Annotated in this window: 15 protein-coding genes; 5 read left to right on the top strand and 10 right to left on the bottom strand. The window is 62.1% G+C overall.

Annotation, left to right across the window (positions count from 1 at the left end):
- Positions 1-3: 3 nt before the first annotated feature.
- Entirely contained in the window at positions 4-2,298 is a 2,295-nt protein-coding gene (gene secA2, locus AC1L34_RS04020; protein WP_480035114.1) for an accessory Sec system translocase SecA2, read from the bottom strand.
- Between the two features lie 115 nt (positions 2,299-2,413).
- Here secA2 and AC1L34_RS04015 point away from each other — a divergent pair, with 115 nt between their 5' ends.
- Positions 2,414-3,274 (top strand): META domain-containing protein, encoded by an 861-nt coding sequence (locus AC1L34_RS04015; RefSeq protein ID WP_480035113.1) that lies wholly within the window; start codon positions 2,414-2,416, stop codon positions 3,272-3,274.
- 43 nt (positions 3,275-3,317) lie between these two features.
- Here AC1L34_RS04015 and AC1L34_RS04010 read toward each other — a convergent pair whose 3' ends face one another.
- From AC1L34_RS04010 to AC1L34_RS03995, 4 genes are all read right to left on the bottom strand, one after another.
- A complete protein-coding gene (locus AC1L34_RS04010; protein ID WP_424322739.1) occupies positions 3,318-3,920 on the bottom strand; it encodes an RBBP9/YdeN family alpha/beta hydrolase in 603 nt (200 codons plus the stop codon).
- Positions 3,921-4,037: 117 nt separating this feature from the next.
- Entirely contained in the window at positions 4,038-5,090 is a 1,053-nt protein-coding gene (locus tag AC1L34_RS04005) for a beta-keto acid cleavage family enzyme (RefSeq protein WP_424323976.1), read from the bottom strand.
- Between the two features lie 65 nt (positions 5,091-5,155).
- On the bottom strand, positions 5,156-6,004 hold the full coding sequence (locus tag AC1L34_RS04000) for a TauD/TfdA dioxygenase family protein (protein WP_424293607.1): 849 nt from the start codon (positions 6,002-6,004) through the stop codon (positions 5,156-5,158).
- Between the two features lie 95 nt (positions 6,005-6,099).
- Positions 6,100-7,077 (bottom strand): quinone oxidoreductase family protein, encoded by a 978-nt coding sequence (locus AC1L34_RS03995; RefSeq protein ID WP_424293606.1) that lies wholly within the window; start codon positions 7,075-7,077, stop codon positions 6,100-6,102.
- A gap of 166 nt (positions 7,078-7,243) precedes the next feature.
- Here AC1L34_RS03995 and AC1L34_RS03990 point away from each other — a divergent pair, with 166 nt between their 5' ends.
- Positions 7,244-8,299, top strand: a complete 1,056-nt coding sequence (locus AC1L34_RS03990; protein WP_424295800.1) for an AraC family transcriptional regulator — start codon at positions 7,244-7,246, stop codon at positions 8,297-8,299.
- A 7-nt stretch (positions 8,300-8,306) separates the two neighbouring features.
- On the opposite strand, the gene AC1L34_RS03985 is transcribed toward AC1L34_RS03990, so the two are convergent.
- Genes AC1L34_RS03985 through AC1L34_RS03975 form a run of 3 tightly spaced genes read right to left on the bottom strand, consistent with a single transcriptional unit; the run spans position 8,307 to position 11,124 of the window.
- Entirely contained in the window at positions 8,307-8,987 is a 681-nt protein-coding gene (locus tag AC1L34_RS03985; RefSeq protein WP_424295799.1) for a CoA transferase subunit B, read from the bottom strand.
- A complete protein-coding gene (locus tag AC1L34_RS03980; RefSeq protein WP_424295804.1) occupies positions 8,984-9,745 on the bottom strand; it encodes a CoA transferase subunit A in 762 nt (253 codons plus the stop codon). Before AC1L34_RS03980 ends, AC1L34_RS03985 begins: the two co-directional genes overlap by 4 nt.
- A gap of 5 nt (positions 9,746-9,750) precedes the next feature.
- A complete protein-coding gene (locus AC1L34_RS03975) occupies positions 9,751-11,124 on the bottom strand; it encodes an MFS transporter (RefSeq protein ID WP_424324029.1) in 1,374 nt (457 codons plus the stop codon).
- A gap of 224 nt (positions 11,125-11,348) precedes the next feature.
- Here AC1L34_RS03975 and ppk2 point away from each other — a divergent pair, with 224 nt between their 5' ends.
- From ppk2 to AC1L34_RS03960, 3 genes are read left to right on the top strand one after another with little or no spacing between them, the layout of a single operon-like run.
- Positions 11,349-12,185: a polyphosphate kinase 2 gene (gene ppk2 / locus AC1L34_RS03970; protein WP_424295795.1), complete on the top strand. Its 837-nt coding sequence runs from the start codon at positions 11,349-11,351 to the stop codon at positions 12,183-12,185.
- A gap of 39 nt (positions 12,186-12,224) precedes the next feature.
- Positions 12,225-13,448, top strand: a complete 1,224-nt coding sequence (locus AC1L34_RS03965) for a polysaccharide pyruvyl transferase family protein (protein WP_424295794.1) — start codon at positions 12,225-12,227, stop codon at positions 13,446-13,448.
- Positions 13,449-13,491: 43 nt separating this feature from the next.
- On the top strand, positions 13,492-13,788 hold the full coding sequence (locus AC1L34_RS03960; protein ID WP_424295792.1) for a DUF503 domain-containing protein: 297 nt from the start codon (positions 13,492-13,494) through the stop codon (positions 13,786-13,788).
- A gap of 81 nt (positions 13,789-13,869) precedes the next feature.
- On the opposite strand, the gene AC1L34_RS03955 is transcribed toward AC1L34_RS03960, so the two are convergent.
- The gene (locus AC1L34_RS03955) at positions 13,870-15,240 is read right to left on the bottom strand and encodes an MFS transporter (protein WP_480035112.1); all 1,371 of its coding nucleotides are present in this window, start codon (positions 15,238-15,240) and stop codon (positions 13,870-13,872) included.
- A complete protein-coding gene (locus AC1L34_RS03950; RefSeq protein ID WP_480035111.1) occupies positions 15,221-17,653 on the bottom strand; it encodes a Tex family protein in 2,433 nt (810 codons plus the stop codon). The genes AC1L34_RS03955 and AC1L34_RS03950 overlap by 20 nt, the downstream gene beginning before the upstream one ends.
- Between the last annotated feature and the right edge of the window lie 87 nt (positions 17,654-17,740).

The following is a 17,740-nucleotide window of genomic DNA, read 5'->3' as shown; positions in this document are numbered from 1 at the left end:
CGATCATCGGAAAATTCCGACAATGCCTTGGATGGCTTGCGCTCCCGCCGACGCAAAGTGATTCTCGTGAACCAGGTAAGTCCAGGTCATCGTCGAACGATGCAGGCCTTCCAAGCCCAGATCGACACCATCGTTGGTGATGGTGGCGTCGACAAACGTCTTTCGGGACGCCTCCATCGCTTCGTCGGACAACTTGGTGAACTCGGCGAAGATCAGCTTGTGGAATTCCTCGAGGGGGCTTTGTGCACCGAGCGCCCGCAAGTGGATACTTGCCTGCACATCGGCGATATACGCCAGATGATCAGCCCAAACACGGTCCAGGTGGTACAGAACGATCTGTCGGGCAGCCTCGACCAGAACTGGCTCGTCGACGGTCTCCGCGAGTTCCGCATAGCGTTCCGGCTCGGCTTCCCTGAGATCAGTGAGCGCCAAGTCAGTTTCAAGCACCTTCATCCGACGGCGGACGATGGAGTTGCGCTGCTCGTTGACCTGCTTGTTGTAATCCCAGGTGTTCGCGTGCAGCTGCAGCATCGCGCCTTCAGCGATCTTCTGCGCGTTCACGACGCTCTCGACGCCCTTGGCTCCCAGCGAACCGTCAGCGGACTCCGACTGCTGCTCACGCAGATGTGTCAGGTTCTTCGTGACGAGCGGGTCTTCCATACTTGAGAAGAACACTGACCGGCCGGGGTCTCCCTGACGTCCGGCGCGCCCCCGCAACTGATTGTCGAGACGTTCAGTGTCGTAGCGGCCAGTACCGACGACACAGAGCCCACCGAGTTCGAGGACCTCTTCGCGGGCTTCTTCGTCACCGTCCGAACCGCCCAAGCGAATGTCGGTGCCTCGTCCGGCCATCTGCGTCGACACGGTGACCGCAGCCTTGCGCCCGGCCTCGGCGATGATGACGGCTTCCTCGGCGTCGTTCTTCGCGTTCAAGACCACCGATGGCACACCTGCGCGCTCCAGGAAGTACGCGAGTTCCTCCGACTGCGCCACATCGTGGGTACCGATCAGAATCGGCTGGCCGGTCTCGTGGATCTCAGCGACGAAATCTACGACGGCCTCGACCTTGTGTGCTTTGTTGTCGTAGACGCGGTCCGGATCGTCCTTGCGGATGTTCGGCGCGTTCGGCGGGATCTGCGACACCGCGAGGTCGTAGAACTGGCGGAACTGCTCGCCGGCGGCGATCGCCGTACCAGTCATCCCAGCGACCCGGGGGTAACGGCCGATCAGCGCCTGCACAGTGATCGTATCGATCACTTCACCGGCCTCAGTCGGGTTGAGACCCTCCTTGTATTCGACGGCCGCCTGAACACCGTCTGGCCACCGCTGCAGTCGTGCCACGCGTCCGCGGGCAGCATTGATCAAGTGAATGCCGCCATCGCGCACGATGTAGTCGACATCGCGCTCGAGTAGGTAATACGCGTAGAGCGCGACGTTCACATGCACCAGGGTGGACGCGACATGCTGTTCGTCGTACAGGTTGATACCACCGAGCGTCGACTCGACGAATTGTGCGCCTTCGTCGGTCAGCGAGACGTTTTTGCCGTCCGAATCGAGTTCGTAGTGCTTCGGGCGCAGATGCGCGACCACTTCGTGGATGGCACTGTTTGGGATCTCCGCATCGGTTGAACCGGCGAGGATCAACGGAACCAGGGCTTCGTCAACGAGGACCGAGTCAGCCTCATCAACGATGACCACGTCGGGTTGCGGTGCCACCAGGTCTTCGACGGTGAGGGCGAGATGATCACGCAGGACGTCGAAACCGATCTCGTTCACCGAGGCATAGGTGACATCGGCGTCGTAGGCCGCCTGTCGTTGTTCGCGGGTGGAGTGCTCACTGATCGAGGCGACCGAAATTCCAAAAAGGTCGTACAGCGGCTTCATCCATTTGGCATCGCGACTGGCGAGGTAATCGTTGACCGATACGACGTGGATCTGATGGCCGTCGAGTGCGTAACCAATCGCGGCAATGGCACCGGCGAGTGTCTTGCCCTCGCCCGTTGCCATTTCGACGACGTCGCCCTCAAGCATCCGCAGCGCACCCTGCAACTGAACGTCGAAGGGCTTCATATCGAGGGTGCGGTCGCCGCCTTCGCGGACCAATGCCAAGAACTTGGCGCGGTCCTCTGCCACCGACATGTCCAGCTCAGCGGCCTGCGCTGCGAAGTCTTTGTCAGACAGCTCGGCTGCCCAGTCGTTGTGCTTGGTCGACATTTCGATCATCGACAGCGATTGCGACTGGTTACGAGAAGTCTGCGCGCCCAACATGCGCCACATCGCGTTGGAGAATTTTCCCACGTGCGTCCTGTTCCTTCTAAAGCTTGGCCGTCAGCGTTGACCTACCGGTCGCGCGCGGCGCAACCCGTGATCGATCCTGATCTACCGTACGCGGCCATCCAGTAGCGTGGCGCACATGCGTACTCCTCAATTCCGTACTCCCCGATTCCGGGCCCCGCAGTTCATCCGCACCAGCACGCTCAGTGCCGGTGTTCTTGCTCTGTTCGCGGCCACGACGTTGTCGGCGTGTACCAACGGAGCATCGGAGGCCGCACCCGATCCGACCGAACTGGTCGGAAAGACATATGTTTCTGACGCCGTGACCGGGCCGGAGATTCCCGGCGGCGGACCACTTGTTCTGGGCTTTACTGAGAACGCCACCGACAAGACCACCAATCTGCATGCGAATGCTGGCTGCAATGGCTTGGGCGGCATGGTGACGTTCGACGGGGACGCGATGACCGCATCGAATCTTTTCGGAACGATGATGGCGTGCCCGCCCCCACGCGAGCACACGGACAAATGGGTATCGGACCTTCTTGCTGATCCAGTCACCTGGGCTCTCCAGGGCACCACGTTGACCCTGTCGCGTGGCGATCAGCGGGTGGTCCTCGTCGAACGGGAGAACCGTCCTGTGGTCGGAACCCGCTGGCAGGTCACTGCGCTTGTGACAAAGCAGGCGGTCACTCGGTCGGTGGCTCTGGAAGAGGCCAAGCCATACTTCGAGATCGCCGAAGACGGCGCGATGAGCGGTAACACCGGTTGCAATTCGATGCGCGGGACGGCGAAGACTGCCACCACGGACCCGACGAGCGAGGAGATCGAGTTCTCCCCCATAGCTACCACCCGGATGGCATGCCCTCCCGATGCCATGGAGATTGAGCAGACGGTTCTCGCCGCGCTGCAGGGCAAGGCCACCGTCACCGTAGAAGGTGACGAAATGAAGCTGACCAACGTCGCTGACCCGACAGTGGGACTGCGGCTGACCGCGTCCTAGTCGGACGCGGTCAGCGGTCAGCGGTCAGTCGTTTGGTCTGGAGTTAGGCGTCTTTGGTTTGCACGGTGGCATCCATGCCAATGAGCGTCTGCAATTGCGCAAGCAGTTCCACGGCGCGCGGCCACGGTCCGTAACCCGAAGCCGGGTTGAGGTGACCGACCTCGCCACCTTCGACCAAGGTGCTGCCCCACGACTGCGCGTACTCGGCGACCGTTTCTGTGGAGGCCAGCGGGTCGTTGGTGCTGGAGACAACGATGCTCGGCCACGGAAGGGTGTCCATCGGGACCGGTCCCCAGCCGGCGTCGCTGAGCTGTTCCAGCGTCGGATGCGGCGCGTGCATTTCTTGGGTCAGGTCCGGCGGGGTCGCCAAGAGCGCTCCGGCGACGGGCAGCTTGGTCTGTGCAGCCCAGAACACCGTGGTCGGGACGCCCGCACTGTGCGCGACGAGAATGACTGGGGCTTCCTGCGCGGCAACGACGCTCTCGAGCAGCGCCAGGCGAGCGTCGAGTTGAATGGGATCGCCCTCGACCTGCGGGACGATCACGGAGTTCTGGAGCTGACCGGCAAGGATGGTCTGCCAGTGATCTTCGACGTGGCCACGGAGACCCGGGACGATGACGTAGGTGGGAGTTTGCTGAGCAACCATTGCAAAGAGGCCTTCTGATTACCTGAAGTGTTGAGCTGTGGTGGACAAAACCGACCGCGGGCGGGCAGCCGTAAGGCATACCCGCCCGCGGGAGGTAACTAAATGTGGGGAGGCCGCTTAGGCGTGGCCGGTGAAGCCGACCTGGCCGGGCTGACGGTTCGGTGCGTAACCGAGCTTGGCCAGCGTCTCATCAGCGTCGGCGTACCACTCACCGATGCGGTAGATATCGCGAGCTTCCTTGCCGGTGGCAACCTCACGGCCCAACTCGTTAGCCAGACGCACGAGCTGCTTGATCTGATCGACCGAGCCCATCTTCTCGCCCTTGGCACCCCAAATGGTGTCCTCGTTGCCGCAACGGCTGTGCAGACCCAACGCGATCGCCAGCGCATTGACCGGAGCGACCGAACGCATCAGCGTCTCCAACGTCAAGCACGCACCATCGGGAACCCGCTGGATGAAGTTCATGATGTTGTACGGGTTCGGGCCATCAAAGCCACCACCGATACCAACCCAGGTCAGGTTCAACGGACCGGTGTACTTACCGCGACGGATCAACCGCTCCACGGTCTCCAACTGCGGGATCGACGAAAGCTGGAAGTGCGGCTGAATACCCGCAGCCTGCAGACGACGCAGGTGCTCCTCCACCCACTCCGGACCAGCCGGAACAGTCATCTCACGGTAGGTCTCCGACAACTCCGGACGCTCCAGCGAGGTACCGGCGATATCGTCAGCGGTCATCAACTCCATGATGTTCATCTGCGAGGTGTTGATCGCGATCGTCACCTGGTCCGGCTTCGGATCGAGCTCGGCCAGCATGTGGCGCACATCGTCAGAGAGCCACTTCGCGTCAGCACCCTCACCCTCCGGAGCGAAGGAGATCGAGCCGCCGACCTGCAAAATCATATCCGGCACAGCCTCACGCAGACCCGCCAGAAGCTCGTTGAACTTCGAGATCCGCTTGGAACCGTGACCATCTTCCTCACGCACGTGAATGTGCAGGACGGTAGCGCCGGCCTCGTAGCAGTCCACAGCCTTCTGGATGTGCTCTTCCATCGTCAACGGAAGATCTTCGCGGAAGTCATCAAGCTCCCACTCCGGACCATACGGGGCAGCAGTGATGACCAACTTGTCCTGAAGCTCAGGGAACAGGGCGTCGTCGTGGAAATGCATTGTGGAACTCCTCAGGGATAGAAATGCGGGGTTGGGTGTCTAGCTGATGTCAGTGGCGTCGCGAATCAGAACGGGCGGTCGCCGATGATGCCTGCGCGCTCCATCTTGCGAACGGCGGGCCAGTAGTCCTGGACGGCGTAGTGCTGGGTGGACCGGTTGTCCCAGATCGCGACGCTATTGGGGGTCCAGCGCCAGCGGACCTGGTACTCGGGGATGGTGGCCTGGCTCTGCAGGTAGCGCAGCAGGTCGCCGGCTCCGGGCGCGTAATCGATGCCGCAACGAATGTTGGTGTCGTTGTGGAAGTTCGTCAGGTGCGTGGTGAAGCTGTTGACGAACAGGATCTTCTCGCCGGTCTCCGGATGGGTCCGGACGACGGGATGCTCGGCATCGGGGAACCGTTCCTTCAGCGCGTGGCGCTGCTCGATCGGCATCCGTGCACCGAACGATGCCTCGATGCTGTGACGTGCCTGAAGGCCGTCGATCTGCTCTTTGACGTGTTCGGGGAGGCGCGCGTAGGCCAAGCCCATGTTGACCCAAATGGTGTCGCCACCCACTTCGGGTCCTTGGATGCAGCGCAGGACCGAACACATCGGAGGGATCTCGCGCCAGGTGGCATCGCAGTGGTAGGAGTTCTCGTACGCTTCACGTGGGCTGTCGAGATCCTTGTAGATGCGCACCAATCCGGGGTTCTCCGGGTCGCTGCCGAGGACCGGATGGTCTTCGAGGGGGCCGAAGCGTTCGGCGAGCTTCACATGCTCGGCGCGGCTCATGTTCTGGTCGCGGAAGAAGAGCACCTTGTGCTCAAGCAGATGCTCTTTCAGCTCTGCGAACAGCGCGTCGTCGTGGGCGACGTCGGCAAGGTCAACGTTGTGCAGTTCGGCACCGATGCTGGACGTGAGACGTTCAACGTCCATCGTGTGAGCAATCGAGCCCGGAGTGACGGGAGTCTGTGTTGCGGTCATGTCATCCTCCTAAGGGACTGAAGTAGTGGATTTCGGGCGGGTCGTGCTTAGAAGGTGAAGATCGACGAACCGACGCTGGTGCCCGCTTCGAGATCGCGGTGGGCCTGTGCGGCCTCTTCCAGTGCGTAGTGCTGGTTGATTTCGACTTTGACCTTGCCGCTGCCGACGAGGTCGAACAGCTCGCCCGAGAGTTCGGCACGCTCGGCCGGGTCGGCGATGTAGTCGGCGAGTGCCGGGCGGGTCACGTACAGCGAACCCTTGGCTGCCAACTGGAAGGCATCGATCGGCGGGATAGGGCCGGCTGCGGTTCCAAAGGCAACGAGGAGCCCGCGGCGCGACAGGCAGTCGAGGGAGGTGTTGAAGGTGGTGGCACCGATGCTGTCGTAGACGACCGGGACGCCAGCACCGTCGGTGAGTTCGCGGACTCGCTCGACAATGTTTTCGCGCTTGTAGTTGATGACGTGTTCGCAGCCGTGCGCCTTGGCAACGGCGGCCTTCTCATCGGTCGACGTAGTGCCAATAACGGTGATGCCCAGTTCCTTGGCCCACTGGCAGAAGAGCAGGCCGACGCCGCCAGCAGCTGCGTGAAGGAGGACCGTGTCGCCGGCCTTCAGATTCGGGGCAATTCGTCGCAGCAGGTACGAGGTCGTCAGGCCACGCATTGTCATTGCCGCGGCGGTCTCGAACTCGATGCTGTCGGGAAGGTGAATCAGGCTGTCGATCGGCATCACGCGCTCAGTGCTGTACGCACCGAGGGGACTGCCGGTGTAGGTAACGCGATCGCCTTCGGCAAATCCCTCAACGCCCGGGCCTACGGCTTCGACAACACCGGCGGCTTCTACACCCATGCCCGCGGGCAGCGGTGCCGGGTAGTAGCCGGTACGGAAGTAAGTGTCAGCGAAGTTCAGGCCGACGGCCTCGTGACGAACGCGAACCTCGCCGGCACCGGGATCGCCGACCTCGACGGTTTCCCACTTGAGTACCTCGGGTCCGCCGATCTCGTGAAAGCGAATCGCGTTAGCCATGTGATGTGTTCCTTCTTGCTAGAAAGCTTGGGTGTGATGCAACTGACACCACAGTATTGGGGATAGAATCATCACACTTACCTGTGCGGGACAGTTTTCTTTCCATGTGGGGACATGGATGCGTCTCGTTCGAGTCAGTTTTATGAGCGAAAGAAGGAGTTGCCCGATGTCAAAGCCGCTTGCTCGATATGGAGCCCTCTCCGGGTACATCGAATTGAGTCGGAAGCTGAAGATTGATCCGGTCCCCCTGCTTCGGGCGGCATCTTTGGACCCGGCTGGCCTCGATCTCCAGGATCGATGGATACCCGCAGCCTCAATCGCCCAACTCCTGGAGAACTCGGCAGCCGCCTCGGGCCACCCGGATTTCGCGTTGCGGCTGGCCGAGAACCGTCGTATATCGGCTCTTGGACCGTTGAGTATGAGCGTCCGCGACCAACCCGATGCCCGCGCCGCGCTCGAACTCCTGACGCGCTACCAGCACATGTATAACGAAGCCCTGCACATGAATCTGACGGAGAGCGACGGTCTGTCCACGATCCGGTTGACTGTCGACACCGGCGAGCCAGCACCGGTGCGACAGTCCGTTGAGCTGGCCACGGCAGTGGTTCGCCAACTATTTGGTGGCCTCTTAGGCGATCGATGGCATCCGGTGTCGGTGACGTTCACTCATCCGAAACCGATCGATGACACAACCCATCGGCGACTCTTTCAGGCTCCCCTGAAGTTTTCCGGTGACTACAACGGCATCGTGGTCTACACGTCCGACTTGGACCAACCCAACCGGCTCTACGATCCGGGTTTGGTGTCGTATGCGCAGCGATTGCTCCCGGAGGACTCGGACGATTCGGTGACGGCCGAGACTCGAGTCCGTGAACTGATCGAGATCCTGCTGCCCGCGGGCCGGTGTTCCATCGATCAGGTCGCCCGGAGCCTCGGCGTCGATCGCCGCACGGTGCATCGCAGACTCGCGAAGGAAGGATTGACCTTTAGCAAAGTGCTGGACGACATGCGTGCGGAATTTGCGGAACGGTGGGTTGCCGGACAGCGTTACTCGTTCACTCAGGTCGCGGAGATGTTGGCATTCTCGACTCCAAGCAGTTTCTCGCGGTGGTTCACCCAGCAGTTCGGGATGAGTCCGCGCACCTGGCGGAAACAGGCGCGTCCGGCTGCCTCTGACGAAGGTCAGGGGCAGCCGGACGGGACGGTCGAATCGATCGACTAATCTGCAGTTAGGCCAGTTCAGCAGCGGTGACGGCCCGAACCTGTTCGGGGGTCACTCCGGGCGCACACTCGCGGAGCACCAGCCCCTCTGGCGTCACATCGATGACGGCAAGGTCGGTGATGATGCGTTCAACGACGCCGCGCCCGGTCAGCGGCAGCGTGCAGGCCGGCACAATCTTCGACTCGCCAGAGCGGTCACGATGTTCCATCAGCACGATGACGCGTCGCGCACCGTGGACCAGGTCCATTGCGCCACCCATACCCTTGACCATCTTCCCGGGGACCATCCAGTTCGCGAGATCACCGGTCTCCGAGACCTGCATGCCACCAAGCACAGCGGTGTCAATATGGCCGCCGCGGATCATGCCGAAGCTAAGGGACGAGTCGAAGAACGCAGCTCCGGGGAGCACCGTGACCGTCTCCTTGCCTGCATTGATCAGATCGGCGTCGACGTTCTCGTCGGTCGGGTATGGCCCGGTTCCGAGGATTCCGTTTTCGCTGTGCAGGGTCACGCTGACGCCAGCGGGCAGCATGTCCGGAATCATCGTTGGCAAGCCGATTCCGAGGTTCACATAGCTACCTGAGACAAGCTCTTTGGCAGCACGTGCAGCCATCTCGGGACGGGTCCAACCGGTGACCGGTCCGTCTTCGTTGACCTGTTCAGCGGTGATGTCGATGCTCAGCGTCATGCGCTCGCTCCTGCCATTGCGACGGTTCGCTTCTCGATCGTCTTAGTTTGCGGACCAGTTTCGACAACACGGTTGACGAAGATGCCGGGTAGGTGAACCTGCTCTGGATCGAGAGTGCCAGCGGGCACCACCTTCTCGGCTTGGACGATGCAGACGTCACCGGCCATTGCGGCCAGCGGGTTGAAGTTCATCGCGGCCTTATTGAAGACCAGGTTGCCTTCGGTATCCGCGACGAGCGCGTGTACCAGGGCAACGTCGGCCCGAATGGACTCCTCGAGCACGTAGTCTTTTCCGTTGAACTGGCGGATCTCCTTGGCAGGAGATGCGAGAGCAATGGAACCGTCTGCGCTGTACCGCCATGGGATTCCACCCTCGGAGACCGGAGTCCCCACACCCGCAGGCGTGTAGAACGCCGGGATCCCGGCTCCTCCGGCACGCAGCTTCTCGGCGAGCGTGCCCTGCGGAGTCAGCTCCACTTCGAGTTCCCCCGCCAGGTAGCGGCGGGCGAATTCCTTGTTCTCACCGACGTACGAGGCGACGATGCGGCTGATGCGGCCGGCATTCAAGAGAACGCCCAGTCCGAGGTCGTCGATCCCGCAGTTGTTCGAAACAATTTCCAGGTCGGTCGTGTCCGTGGCTGCGAGGGCGTTAATCAGGGCGTCCGGGATTCCGCACACGCCGAACCCTCCGACTGCGATTCGTGAACCCGAAGCAATATCCGCGACGGCGTCTTGCGTGGTGTTGTAGACCTTGCTCACGGTGATCACGCCGCCGTCTGCTGTGCGTAGCGGGCACTCTGCTCGGTGAGCTTGCGCAGACCGCTTGGATAGAGTCGTCGGCCGATGAGCAGGGCCACGATGGCACCTACGTAGAAGACCGGCGCGAGTGCCAGTGCACCCTTGAGTCCAAGGCTGTCAGCCAAGATACCGACGATGAACGGTCCCAGTGCCAGGCCCAACAGATTGTTGGCGACGGTCAACGTACCCAGAGCCGACGAGCGAACTGATTCGTGGGTCAAGCTAGCAACCATGGCGGCCGTGGGGCCGGAAATGCCTGCGGAGAAGAAGGCACCGATGCCGAACAGCACGAGCTGAAGCGATCCATTGTCGAGGCGGAATGCCACGCCGAGTGCGACGAGGGCGATCGAGCAGAAAACGATGGCCACGGTCCACTTGTTGTTTGCGTTGACGCGGCTGACACGGTCGGTGATGACACCGCAAACCACCATGCCGGTACCGATCAGGAGCACGAAGATCGCAGCGACCTTGCCGGCTTCACCTGTGCCCATGCCGTAGTAGCGGTTGAAGAAGCTCGGAGTCCAGGACAGCAGCGCACCGGCGGTGAACATCTGCAGGCCACCGGCGATGTAGATGCACCAGACCGTCGAATTGGTGAACAGGGTGCGGACGGGCACGCGAATCGAAACATGCTGGCCGTCCTTGATGCCGCTCGTATCCGAATGCACTGCATAGCGGTCAAGTCGTTTTTCGGTGACGATGGCGCGGAAGAGCGCTGCGAGGATCAAACCCAGGACTGCCATCGCGGTGAACGACCACCGCCAGCCGAGGTTGACGGCGATAACGGCACCGAGCGAAACACCGATAACCGAACCGAACGAACCACCAGCCATGAAGGCACCACTGAGAGACGAGTGCAGGCGCGGGGCAAAGACGCTCAGCACAACGGCGATACCGACGCTGCCGTAGGCAGCCTCACCGACGCCGACGAAGAAGCGGGCGATCAACATCTGCTCGTAGTTCGCGGCGATGGCGCAGAAGAGCGTCGCAATGCTCCAGATCACTGCCATCGTCACGAGGCTGCGGACGCGGCCCCAGCGGTCGGCAATCACCGACAGCGGGAAAGTGAGGAGGCCAACCATCAGTGCGACGATGCTGGTGAGGGAGGCGAGTTCTGAGTCAGCAAGCGACCATTCGCTCTTGAGCATCGGGAACACCGCGGAGAGCACCTGGCGCGACATGTAGTCCGACAGCAACAGCGCGAAGGCTAAAGCGGCGACGACCCAGGGGTAGATGCGGCGGCGCGGCGGCTGAACGGTGACCGTCTCCGTCTCGACTGAGCTAGCGGGAGGGCTTGTCTGCCCAACCGCCTGCTCGACAGGTGATTGCAAATGGGTCATTGACGTCTCCTAAGGGAAATGGTACGCGGGGCAAGGCGTAGGCTGTCGCAGTTTGGTTGTCCCGCAGCCGGGTGAGCTGCAATACATCCGGGGAACTGATGAGGTGGACATCACTTTATGAGCGGGATGAAAAGAAAACTTGACCCAACGGGACACCGTTCTATCCAGATCGGGACTTCGATTCCCACCTGCCGAGAGTCAGACGGGTCGCATAGACTCCCCACATGGGGAAGAAGAAAAACGCTAAGCAGGCGACGCGCCTACCAAAATCCGCCTACGAAGCCGAACTCTTTCGACTCCAAACCGAGTTGGTGTCCCTGCAAGAATGGGTACGCGACACCGGTGCGCGGGTCGTCGTGATCTTTGAAGGTCGTGATGCCGCAGGTAAGGGCGGCGCGATCAAGCGAATCACCCAGTATTTGAGTCCGCGCGTCTGCCGGGTAGCAGCACTCCCCGCGCCCACCGACCGGGAACGAGGTCAGTGGTACTACCAGCGTTACGTCGCGCATTTGCCAGCCCCGGGCGAGATCGTCCTGTTCGATCGCTCTTGGTACAACCGCGCCGGCGTGGAGAAGGTCATGGGCTTTTGCACGCCCGAGGAGCACACCAGGTTTTTGCGCCAGACACCGATCTTTGAGCAACTACTTATCGACGACGGCATCATCCTGCGGAAGTACTGGTTCTCCGTCTCGAGTGAAGAACAACTCGTCCGATTCCGGGCGCGACGCGACGACCCGGTCCGACAGTGGAAGCTCAGTCCCATGGACCTAGAATCTGTGTACCGCTGGGAAGATTATTCGCGAGCCAAAGACGAGATGATGGTCCACACCGATACGTCACTGAGCCCGTGGTTTGTCGTGGAATCAGACAACAAGCGGCATGCCCGACTCAATATGATCAGCCATCTCTTATCGACGCTGGATTACGAACCGATTGAGCGCCCGACAGTGACTTTGCCGAAGAAGCCCGTCGAATCGGGCAACTATCACCGGCCACCACGCTCGCTGTCGAAGTTTGTGCCCGACCACGTAGCGCGGTTGATAGGTGACACCGAACGGTAAGGTTGCCGCGTGATGTCGGTCCTTCCTTCTCGTCCTGACGTGTTCTCCCTAACCCAGCGGGCCCGCCGGGCGGTGGAGTCTCGCGATGTCGTCTATCTGGTGACGACGGCCGGATTCCCAAATTTCGGTGATGAACTGATTGTCGAGGCGTGGCTGCGCTATCTCGCGGTCCACCGACCGCTGGCTCGCGTCGTCGTCGACTCGCAACGCCCCGGCCAGGCCGCACTGCTGCTTCGACAGGCCAATCGGCGCGCCGTCTTTGTCGACACGATCTGGAATCTGGTGCAGTACGCTTCCGGCGATGCCGCAGGCCCGGAGGTGGACCGAGATGCCCCATGGGAATGGATCGCCCGGGCGACAACCCGCATGGGCGTGGCCCCCCGCGAGGGTGATGGCGTGGAACTCCTATTGCGCGCCAACACAATTCACATTGTCGGCGGCGGATATCTCAACAACGTGTGGCCGCATCACGCCAACCTCGTCACGGTGGTCGCCGAGGCTGCACGCGTCACGGGCGCCAAGGCCATCGCCACGGGTGCCGGTTTGACGCCAGGATTCACCGGTGCAGCATTGGAACGCTTCCGCTTCGATGCGAGCACCTTTGAGGTATTTGATGTTCGCGATCAACCGAGCGCCGACCTGCTCGGTTCGGTACCTGGAGCGTCGTTCACCGGCGATGACGCCTGGCTCTCTCCGCGTGTACATCGCAAGCCGCGGACGGTACCCGCCACCGGCAACGTGGTGCTGTGCGCGCAGAGCGATCTCACCGACGACTTTGTGTGGCGCGGCCGCACCGGATTTGAAGCCCTGGTGGAGTTCATCGGCGTCACCTTGGACGAATGGGAGGTCGCGGGCAGCGATGTGACCGTCCTCGAGTGCATTCCCGGCCTTGACGTTCAGGTCGCCGAACGACTCGGCGACAGACTCGCGGGTTCGCAGCGGATTCCGTTTCTCCAAGCGTGGCGGTCCGGCCTGCCGGTTTCGCGGGGCAATACGTGGCTGTCAACGCGATTCCACCCGCACTTGCTGGCTGCTGCCGCCGGCGATTCGGGAGTCGCCGTTGTCTCCAAGCCCGACTATTACGCGACCAAACATCGGTCCCTGACCGAGTCTGGGTCTCAATGGACGGTTGTCTCCGGTGGCGATGAGGTTCCCGCCCGGCCAAATGCTGGCGGCTACTCCCCCGCGGATTCGGCTCGAAATAGGTCCACCAAGCGGGCTTTGGCCGCGACTCTCTACCCCATCGGGGTCCGCCTCCGCTGATCCCCATGCCACTGCCGCAGAATGGCGTAATCTGGTCGCCCTCATGTGGATTGGTTTTCTAGAGTTCGATTTTCTCCTCGGCGACGTGCATTCACTCAAAGGCAAACGCTCTGTGGTTCGCCCCTTCGTGTCCGACGTTCGGCGCAAGTTCGACGTCTCGGTTGCCGAGGTGGATCACCAAGATTTGCACCGCCGAACCAGCATCGGCGTCAGTGTGGTCAGCGGCAATGCCACACATATCACCGAGGTGCTCGACGCCGTTGAACGGTTTGCTGCCGCTCGACCCGAGATGGAGTTGCTGGCGGCACGCCGACGAATCATCACCTCCGACGAGATGTAAGCAGAGCACCACCGACGACGCGCCGCCGAACGGGTTGCCGTCCGAATTTGGCGAGCGTCGTCCCGCCGAAACTGCCGTCGGCTAATCGGTCTCGGCGACAACCACCGATTCAGCGGCGCTCCGGTAAGTCTCCGACATGCGGCGGTAAACGGGAGTGAAGAACGAAGCAATCGCGATTCCCACGGTGGCGAGTCCCGCGACCAGGAAGATTAGCGCTATCCCTCGGGCTGCACCGGTTCCCAACCAGGGCCTGAGTAGGTCCGCTCCCGCTGTCGTCCGAGCCCATGGGATCACCAAAGTTTCCGCGAGCGGCGCAACGAGGAATGCCGTCAGCGGCGCGGCTGCCGCTTCCATGGCACCGGCGAGACCAAATACTCGACCCTGCTGCGGTAGTGGGACGACGCGTTGAATCACGGTTTGCTCGGCTGCCTCGATGAGGGGCACGGTCAGCATGAAGAGCCACACGCACACGATGGTGACCCAAGCGACCTCGCGAATTGCGACCATCATGCCGATAAATCCCAGCGCGATGACCCCCAGCAGCATGGTTCGCATGGGGTTGGACCCCAATCCGAGCTTGCCGATAAGCGCGCCGCCGATGAGGAAACCGGTGGCGCCGAACGCGAACACCAGTCCCCATTGCTGCACCGTGAAGAGTTCCAGCCCGTAAGGATCCAGGAGCGCGATGTGCACGCCGCTGACGAAATTGTTGAACATCGAGAACACGATCAGCGCCAGCAGGCCGGGAACCGCAACGACCGCGACCCATGCGCCGCGAATGTCAAAGGTTCCGGATGCGTCGGTTACGGCGACCGTCACTTCTTCTGGCATTGAGATGGTGTGCAAGTGCAGCCACGTCAAGGCGATCGTCGCGATCGCAAAGACGATGGTGGGCCCCATCCCGAAGTAGCCGATCGACAGTCCAGAGAACACACTCGTCACGATGAACGACAGTCCCTGCACCGCGCCGACATAACCGTTGGCGTTCGCGCGACGGTCATCATCGATGAGGATCGTGACCGTCGTCGACAGTGCCACCGACCGCAGAATTTCAACAACGGAACCGAGCAGCACAATCGCCGAGAACGCCCACAGCCACGGGGAGGTCAGCGATTGAATCTGATCCCCCGCGGCCCAGTACACGAGGCCGGCCGCAATGAAGGCAACCGTCGTGAAGGCCGCCGATGCCCGCATGACAGCGAGTTTGCGGAAGCGGTCGACGATGGTCCCGAAGGCGATATTGAAGACGGCAATGGCAAGCATGTAGCCGCCACCGATAAGCCCGGTCGCGACGACGTTCCGCGTGGCGAGATAGATCCAGAAGGTCAGCGCGAACCACAGGAAGCTGGTGGTGAGGCCAGCGACCGCAGTGTTCCCGAGAATCGCCGCAAAGGTGCGATTCCGCGCTCTCGCCGACCGGCGCGGCGTCGGCTCAGCGACCGAACCCTGCATCTCTTAACGCCTGAGCCATCGAACCGCCACCTGAACTGTCGTCGCGGCGTGCCCCCGGCTTGTTGCCGCCGCTTTTATTGCCGCCGCTTCTATTGTTGCCACCCTTATTATGGGCGTTCCTGTTGTTATTGCCGCCCTTGTTTTGACCCGCTCCACGGTTGGTGCCGCCGCGTGCGTCTGCCGTACCACCGGGCTTGCCACTCGGGTCGTCGTTCAATCGCAACGACAGTCCGATGCGCTGACGGTCCACGTCGACTTCAAGGACCTTGACCTTGACGACCTGACCGGAGCGGACCACCTCGTGGGGGTCTGAGACATAACGGTCCGACATCGCGGACACGTGTACCAGACCATCCTGGTGGACACCGACGTCCACGAATGCACCGAATGCGGCGACGTTGGTGACGACCCCTTCCAGGACCATTCCGGGTTTAAGGTCGGAGACCTTCTCAACGCCGCTGGCGAAAGTGGCGGTCGTAAAGGCCGGGCGCGGGTCGCGGCCGGGCTTCTCCAATTCGTTCAGAATATCGGTCACCGTGGGGATGCCGAACTTCTCGTCGGCAAAGGCCGCAGGCTTCAGGGTGCGCAGCACCTTGGTATCGCCGATGAGTTCGGCCAGTCCGCGGCCGCTACTGTCGATGATCTTCCGGACGACGGGATACGCCTCCGGGTGCACACCCGATGCATCAAGCGGATCCTCGCCGTCACGGATGCGGAGGAACCCGGCGCACTGCTCAAAGGCTTTCGGTCCCAGGCGTGGGACGTCGAGCAATCCGGCACGACTGCGGAAGGCGCCGACCTGGTCGCGGTGGGCGACAATTGCCGTCGCGAGAGTACCGGTAACACCGGACACCCGTGACAGCAGCGGTGCCGACGCTGTGTTGAGGTCGACGCCGACGGCATTGACCGCATCTTCGACGACGGCATCGAGGCTGCGCGCCAGGTTAGATGGCGAGACATCGTGCTGGTACTGACCGACGCCAATCGACTTGGGGTCGATCTTGACGAGTTCGGCGAGTGGATCCTGCAGGCGTCGTGCAATGGACACAGCACCGCGGATTGACACGTCAAGTTGCGGAAGTTCCTGCGACGCATACTCGGAGGCGGAGTACACCGAGGCACCGGCTTCGGACACCACGGCCTTGGTGGGCGCTTTGGCACCGGACTTAGTGATCTCGGCAATAAGTTCGGAAGCCAACTGATCGGTTTCGCGGGAGGCGGTGCCGTTGCCGATCGCGATCAGTTCCACTCCGTGACGGGCTATCAGGGCACCGAGGGCAGCCTTGGCCTGATCCCACTGCTTTTGTGGCTGGTGCGGGAAGATCGCCGTGTGATCGACGACCTTGCCGGTCGCGTCAACAACGGCGACCTTTACGCCGGTGCGGAAGCCGGGGTCGAGGCCCAGGGTGGTGCGCGTACCTGCGGGGGCGGCCAACAGTAGGTCTTTCAGGTTGGTCGCAAAGACTGCGACCGCGTCGTCTTCGGCGCGGGCGCGCAACTTCATCCGGGCGTCGACTGTCGAGGTGATCATCAACTTGGTGCGCCACGCCCACCGAACCGTGCCGGCGAGCCAGCTGGTGGCCGCACCGGGGTTCGACAGGTCGACGCCGAGGGTTGCGGCAACCATCGCCTGGTAAACCTCATCGTCGCCTCCGTCGAAGGTGAGACCAAGGGCCTCTTCTTTCTCACCGCGAAGCACGGCGAGCACGCGGTGAGATGGCATTGACTCGAGCGATTCGGAGAAGTCGAAGTAGTCGCGGAACTTCTGGGCGGCGGGCGTCGTCTCGGCACCGGCACGAACGGTCGTACGCAGCTGTCCATCAGCCCAAAACTTTTCGCGGATCGCTCCAACGAGTTCGGCATCCTCGGACGCCTGCTCAATCAGAATGTGGCGCGCCCCATCCAGGGCGGCAGCGGCGTCGGCGACGTTCTCACCGACATAGTCCGCAGCGACGACCGCCGGATCCAGCGACGGATCGGCAAGTAGCGCCTCAGCGAGCGGAGCCAGGCCAGCTTCGCGCGCGATTTGGGCTTTGGTTCGGCGTTTCTGCTTGTACGGGAGGTAGATGTCTTCCACCCGAGCCTTGGTGTCGGCAGCCATCAGCGACGCTCGCAGCGCGTCGGTGAGCTTGCCCTGTTCATCGATCGAGGCGATCACGGCGGCCCGGCGTTCGTCGAGTTCCCGCAGGTAGCGGAGCCGTTCGTCGAGGAGGCGGAGTTGCGCGTCATCGAGGCTGCCCGTCACCTCCTTGCGGTAGCGGGCGATAAACGGGACCGTTGAGCCTTCGTCAAGGAGCTTCACGGCCGCGATGACCTGGCTTTCACCGACGGCAAGTTCTTCGGCGATGCGGGCGGTAACGGACTTGAGGGGCGCACTGATGGTCACCGCATGCAGGCTACCGAAGGCGGCCATAGCGGGTATCCACCGAGGCATCGCTATCCCGCCCCACCGCCGTGGTATCGCGGCCGGCCGTGGCTGGCGCGATGCCACTAGCATGGC

The organism is Gordonia sp. 34D (genome assembly GCF_056682775.1).
Note: the sequence above shows the minus strand (reverse complement) of the source record. Positions and strands in the feature narration are given on the sequence as shown.

Coding starts and splice junctions, on each gene's coding strand:
- ppk2 (WP_424295795.1), top strand. CDS start 11,349: ATGGGGAAGAAGAAAAACGCTAAGCAGGCGACGCGCCTACCAAAATCC.
- AC1L34_RS03950 (WP_480035111.1), bottom strand. CDS start 17,653: ATGGCCGCCTTCGGTAGCCTGCATGCGGTGACCATCAGTGCGCCCCTC.
- AC1L34_RS04005 (WP_424323976.1), bottom strand. CDS start 5,090: ATGCATTTCCACGACGACGCCCTGTTCCCTGAGCTTCAGGACAAGTTG.
- AC1L34_RS04015 (WP_480035113.1), top strand. CDS start 2,414: ATGCGTACTCCTCAATTCCGTACTCCCCGATTCCGGGCCCCGCAGTTC.
- AC1L34_RS03985 (WP_424295799.1), bottom strand. CDS start 8,987: ATGACGCTGAGCATCGACATCACCGCTGAACAGGTCAACGAAGACGGA.
- AC1L34_RS03960 (WP_424295792.1), top strand. CDS start 13,492: ATGTGGATTGGTTTTCTAGAGTTCGATTTTCTCCTCGGCGACGTGCAT.
- AC1L34_RS04010 (WP_424322739.1), bottom strand. CDS start 3,920: ATGGTTGCTCAGCAAACTCCCACCTACGTCATCGTCCCGGGTCTCCGT.
- AC1L34_RS03990 (WP_424295800.1), top strand. CDS start 7,244: ATGTCAAAGCCGCTTGCTCGATATGGAGCCCTCTCCGGGTACATCGAA.
- AC1L34_RS04000 (WP_424293607.1), bottom strand. CDS start 6,004: ATGGACGTTGAACGTCTCACGTCCAGCATCGGTGCCGAACTGCACAAC.
- AC1L34_RS03955 (WP_480035112.1), bottom strand. CDS start 15,240: ATGCAGGGTTCGGTCGCTGAGCCGACGCCGCGCCGGTCGGCGAGAGCG.
- AC1L34_RS03995 (WP_424293606.1), bottom strand. CDS start 7,077: ATGGCTAACGCGATTCGCTTTCACGAGATCGGCGGACCCGAGGTACTC.
- AC1L34_RS03975 (WP_424324029.1), bottom strand. CDS start 11,124: ATGACCCATTTGCAATCACCTGTCGAGCAGGCGGTTGGGCAGACAAGC.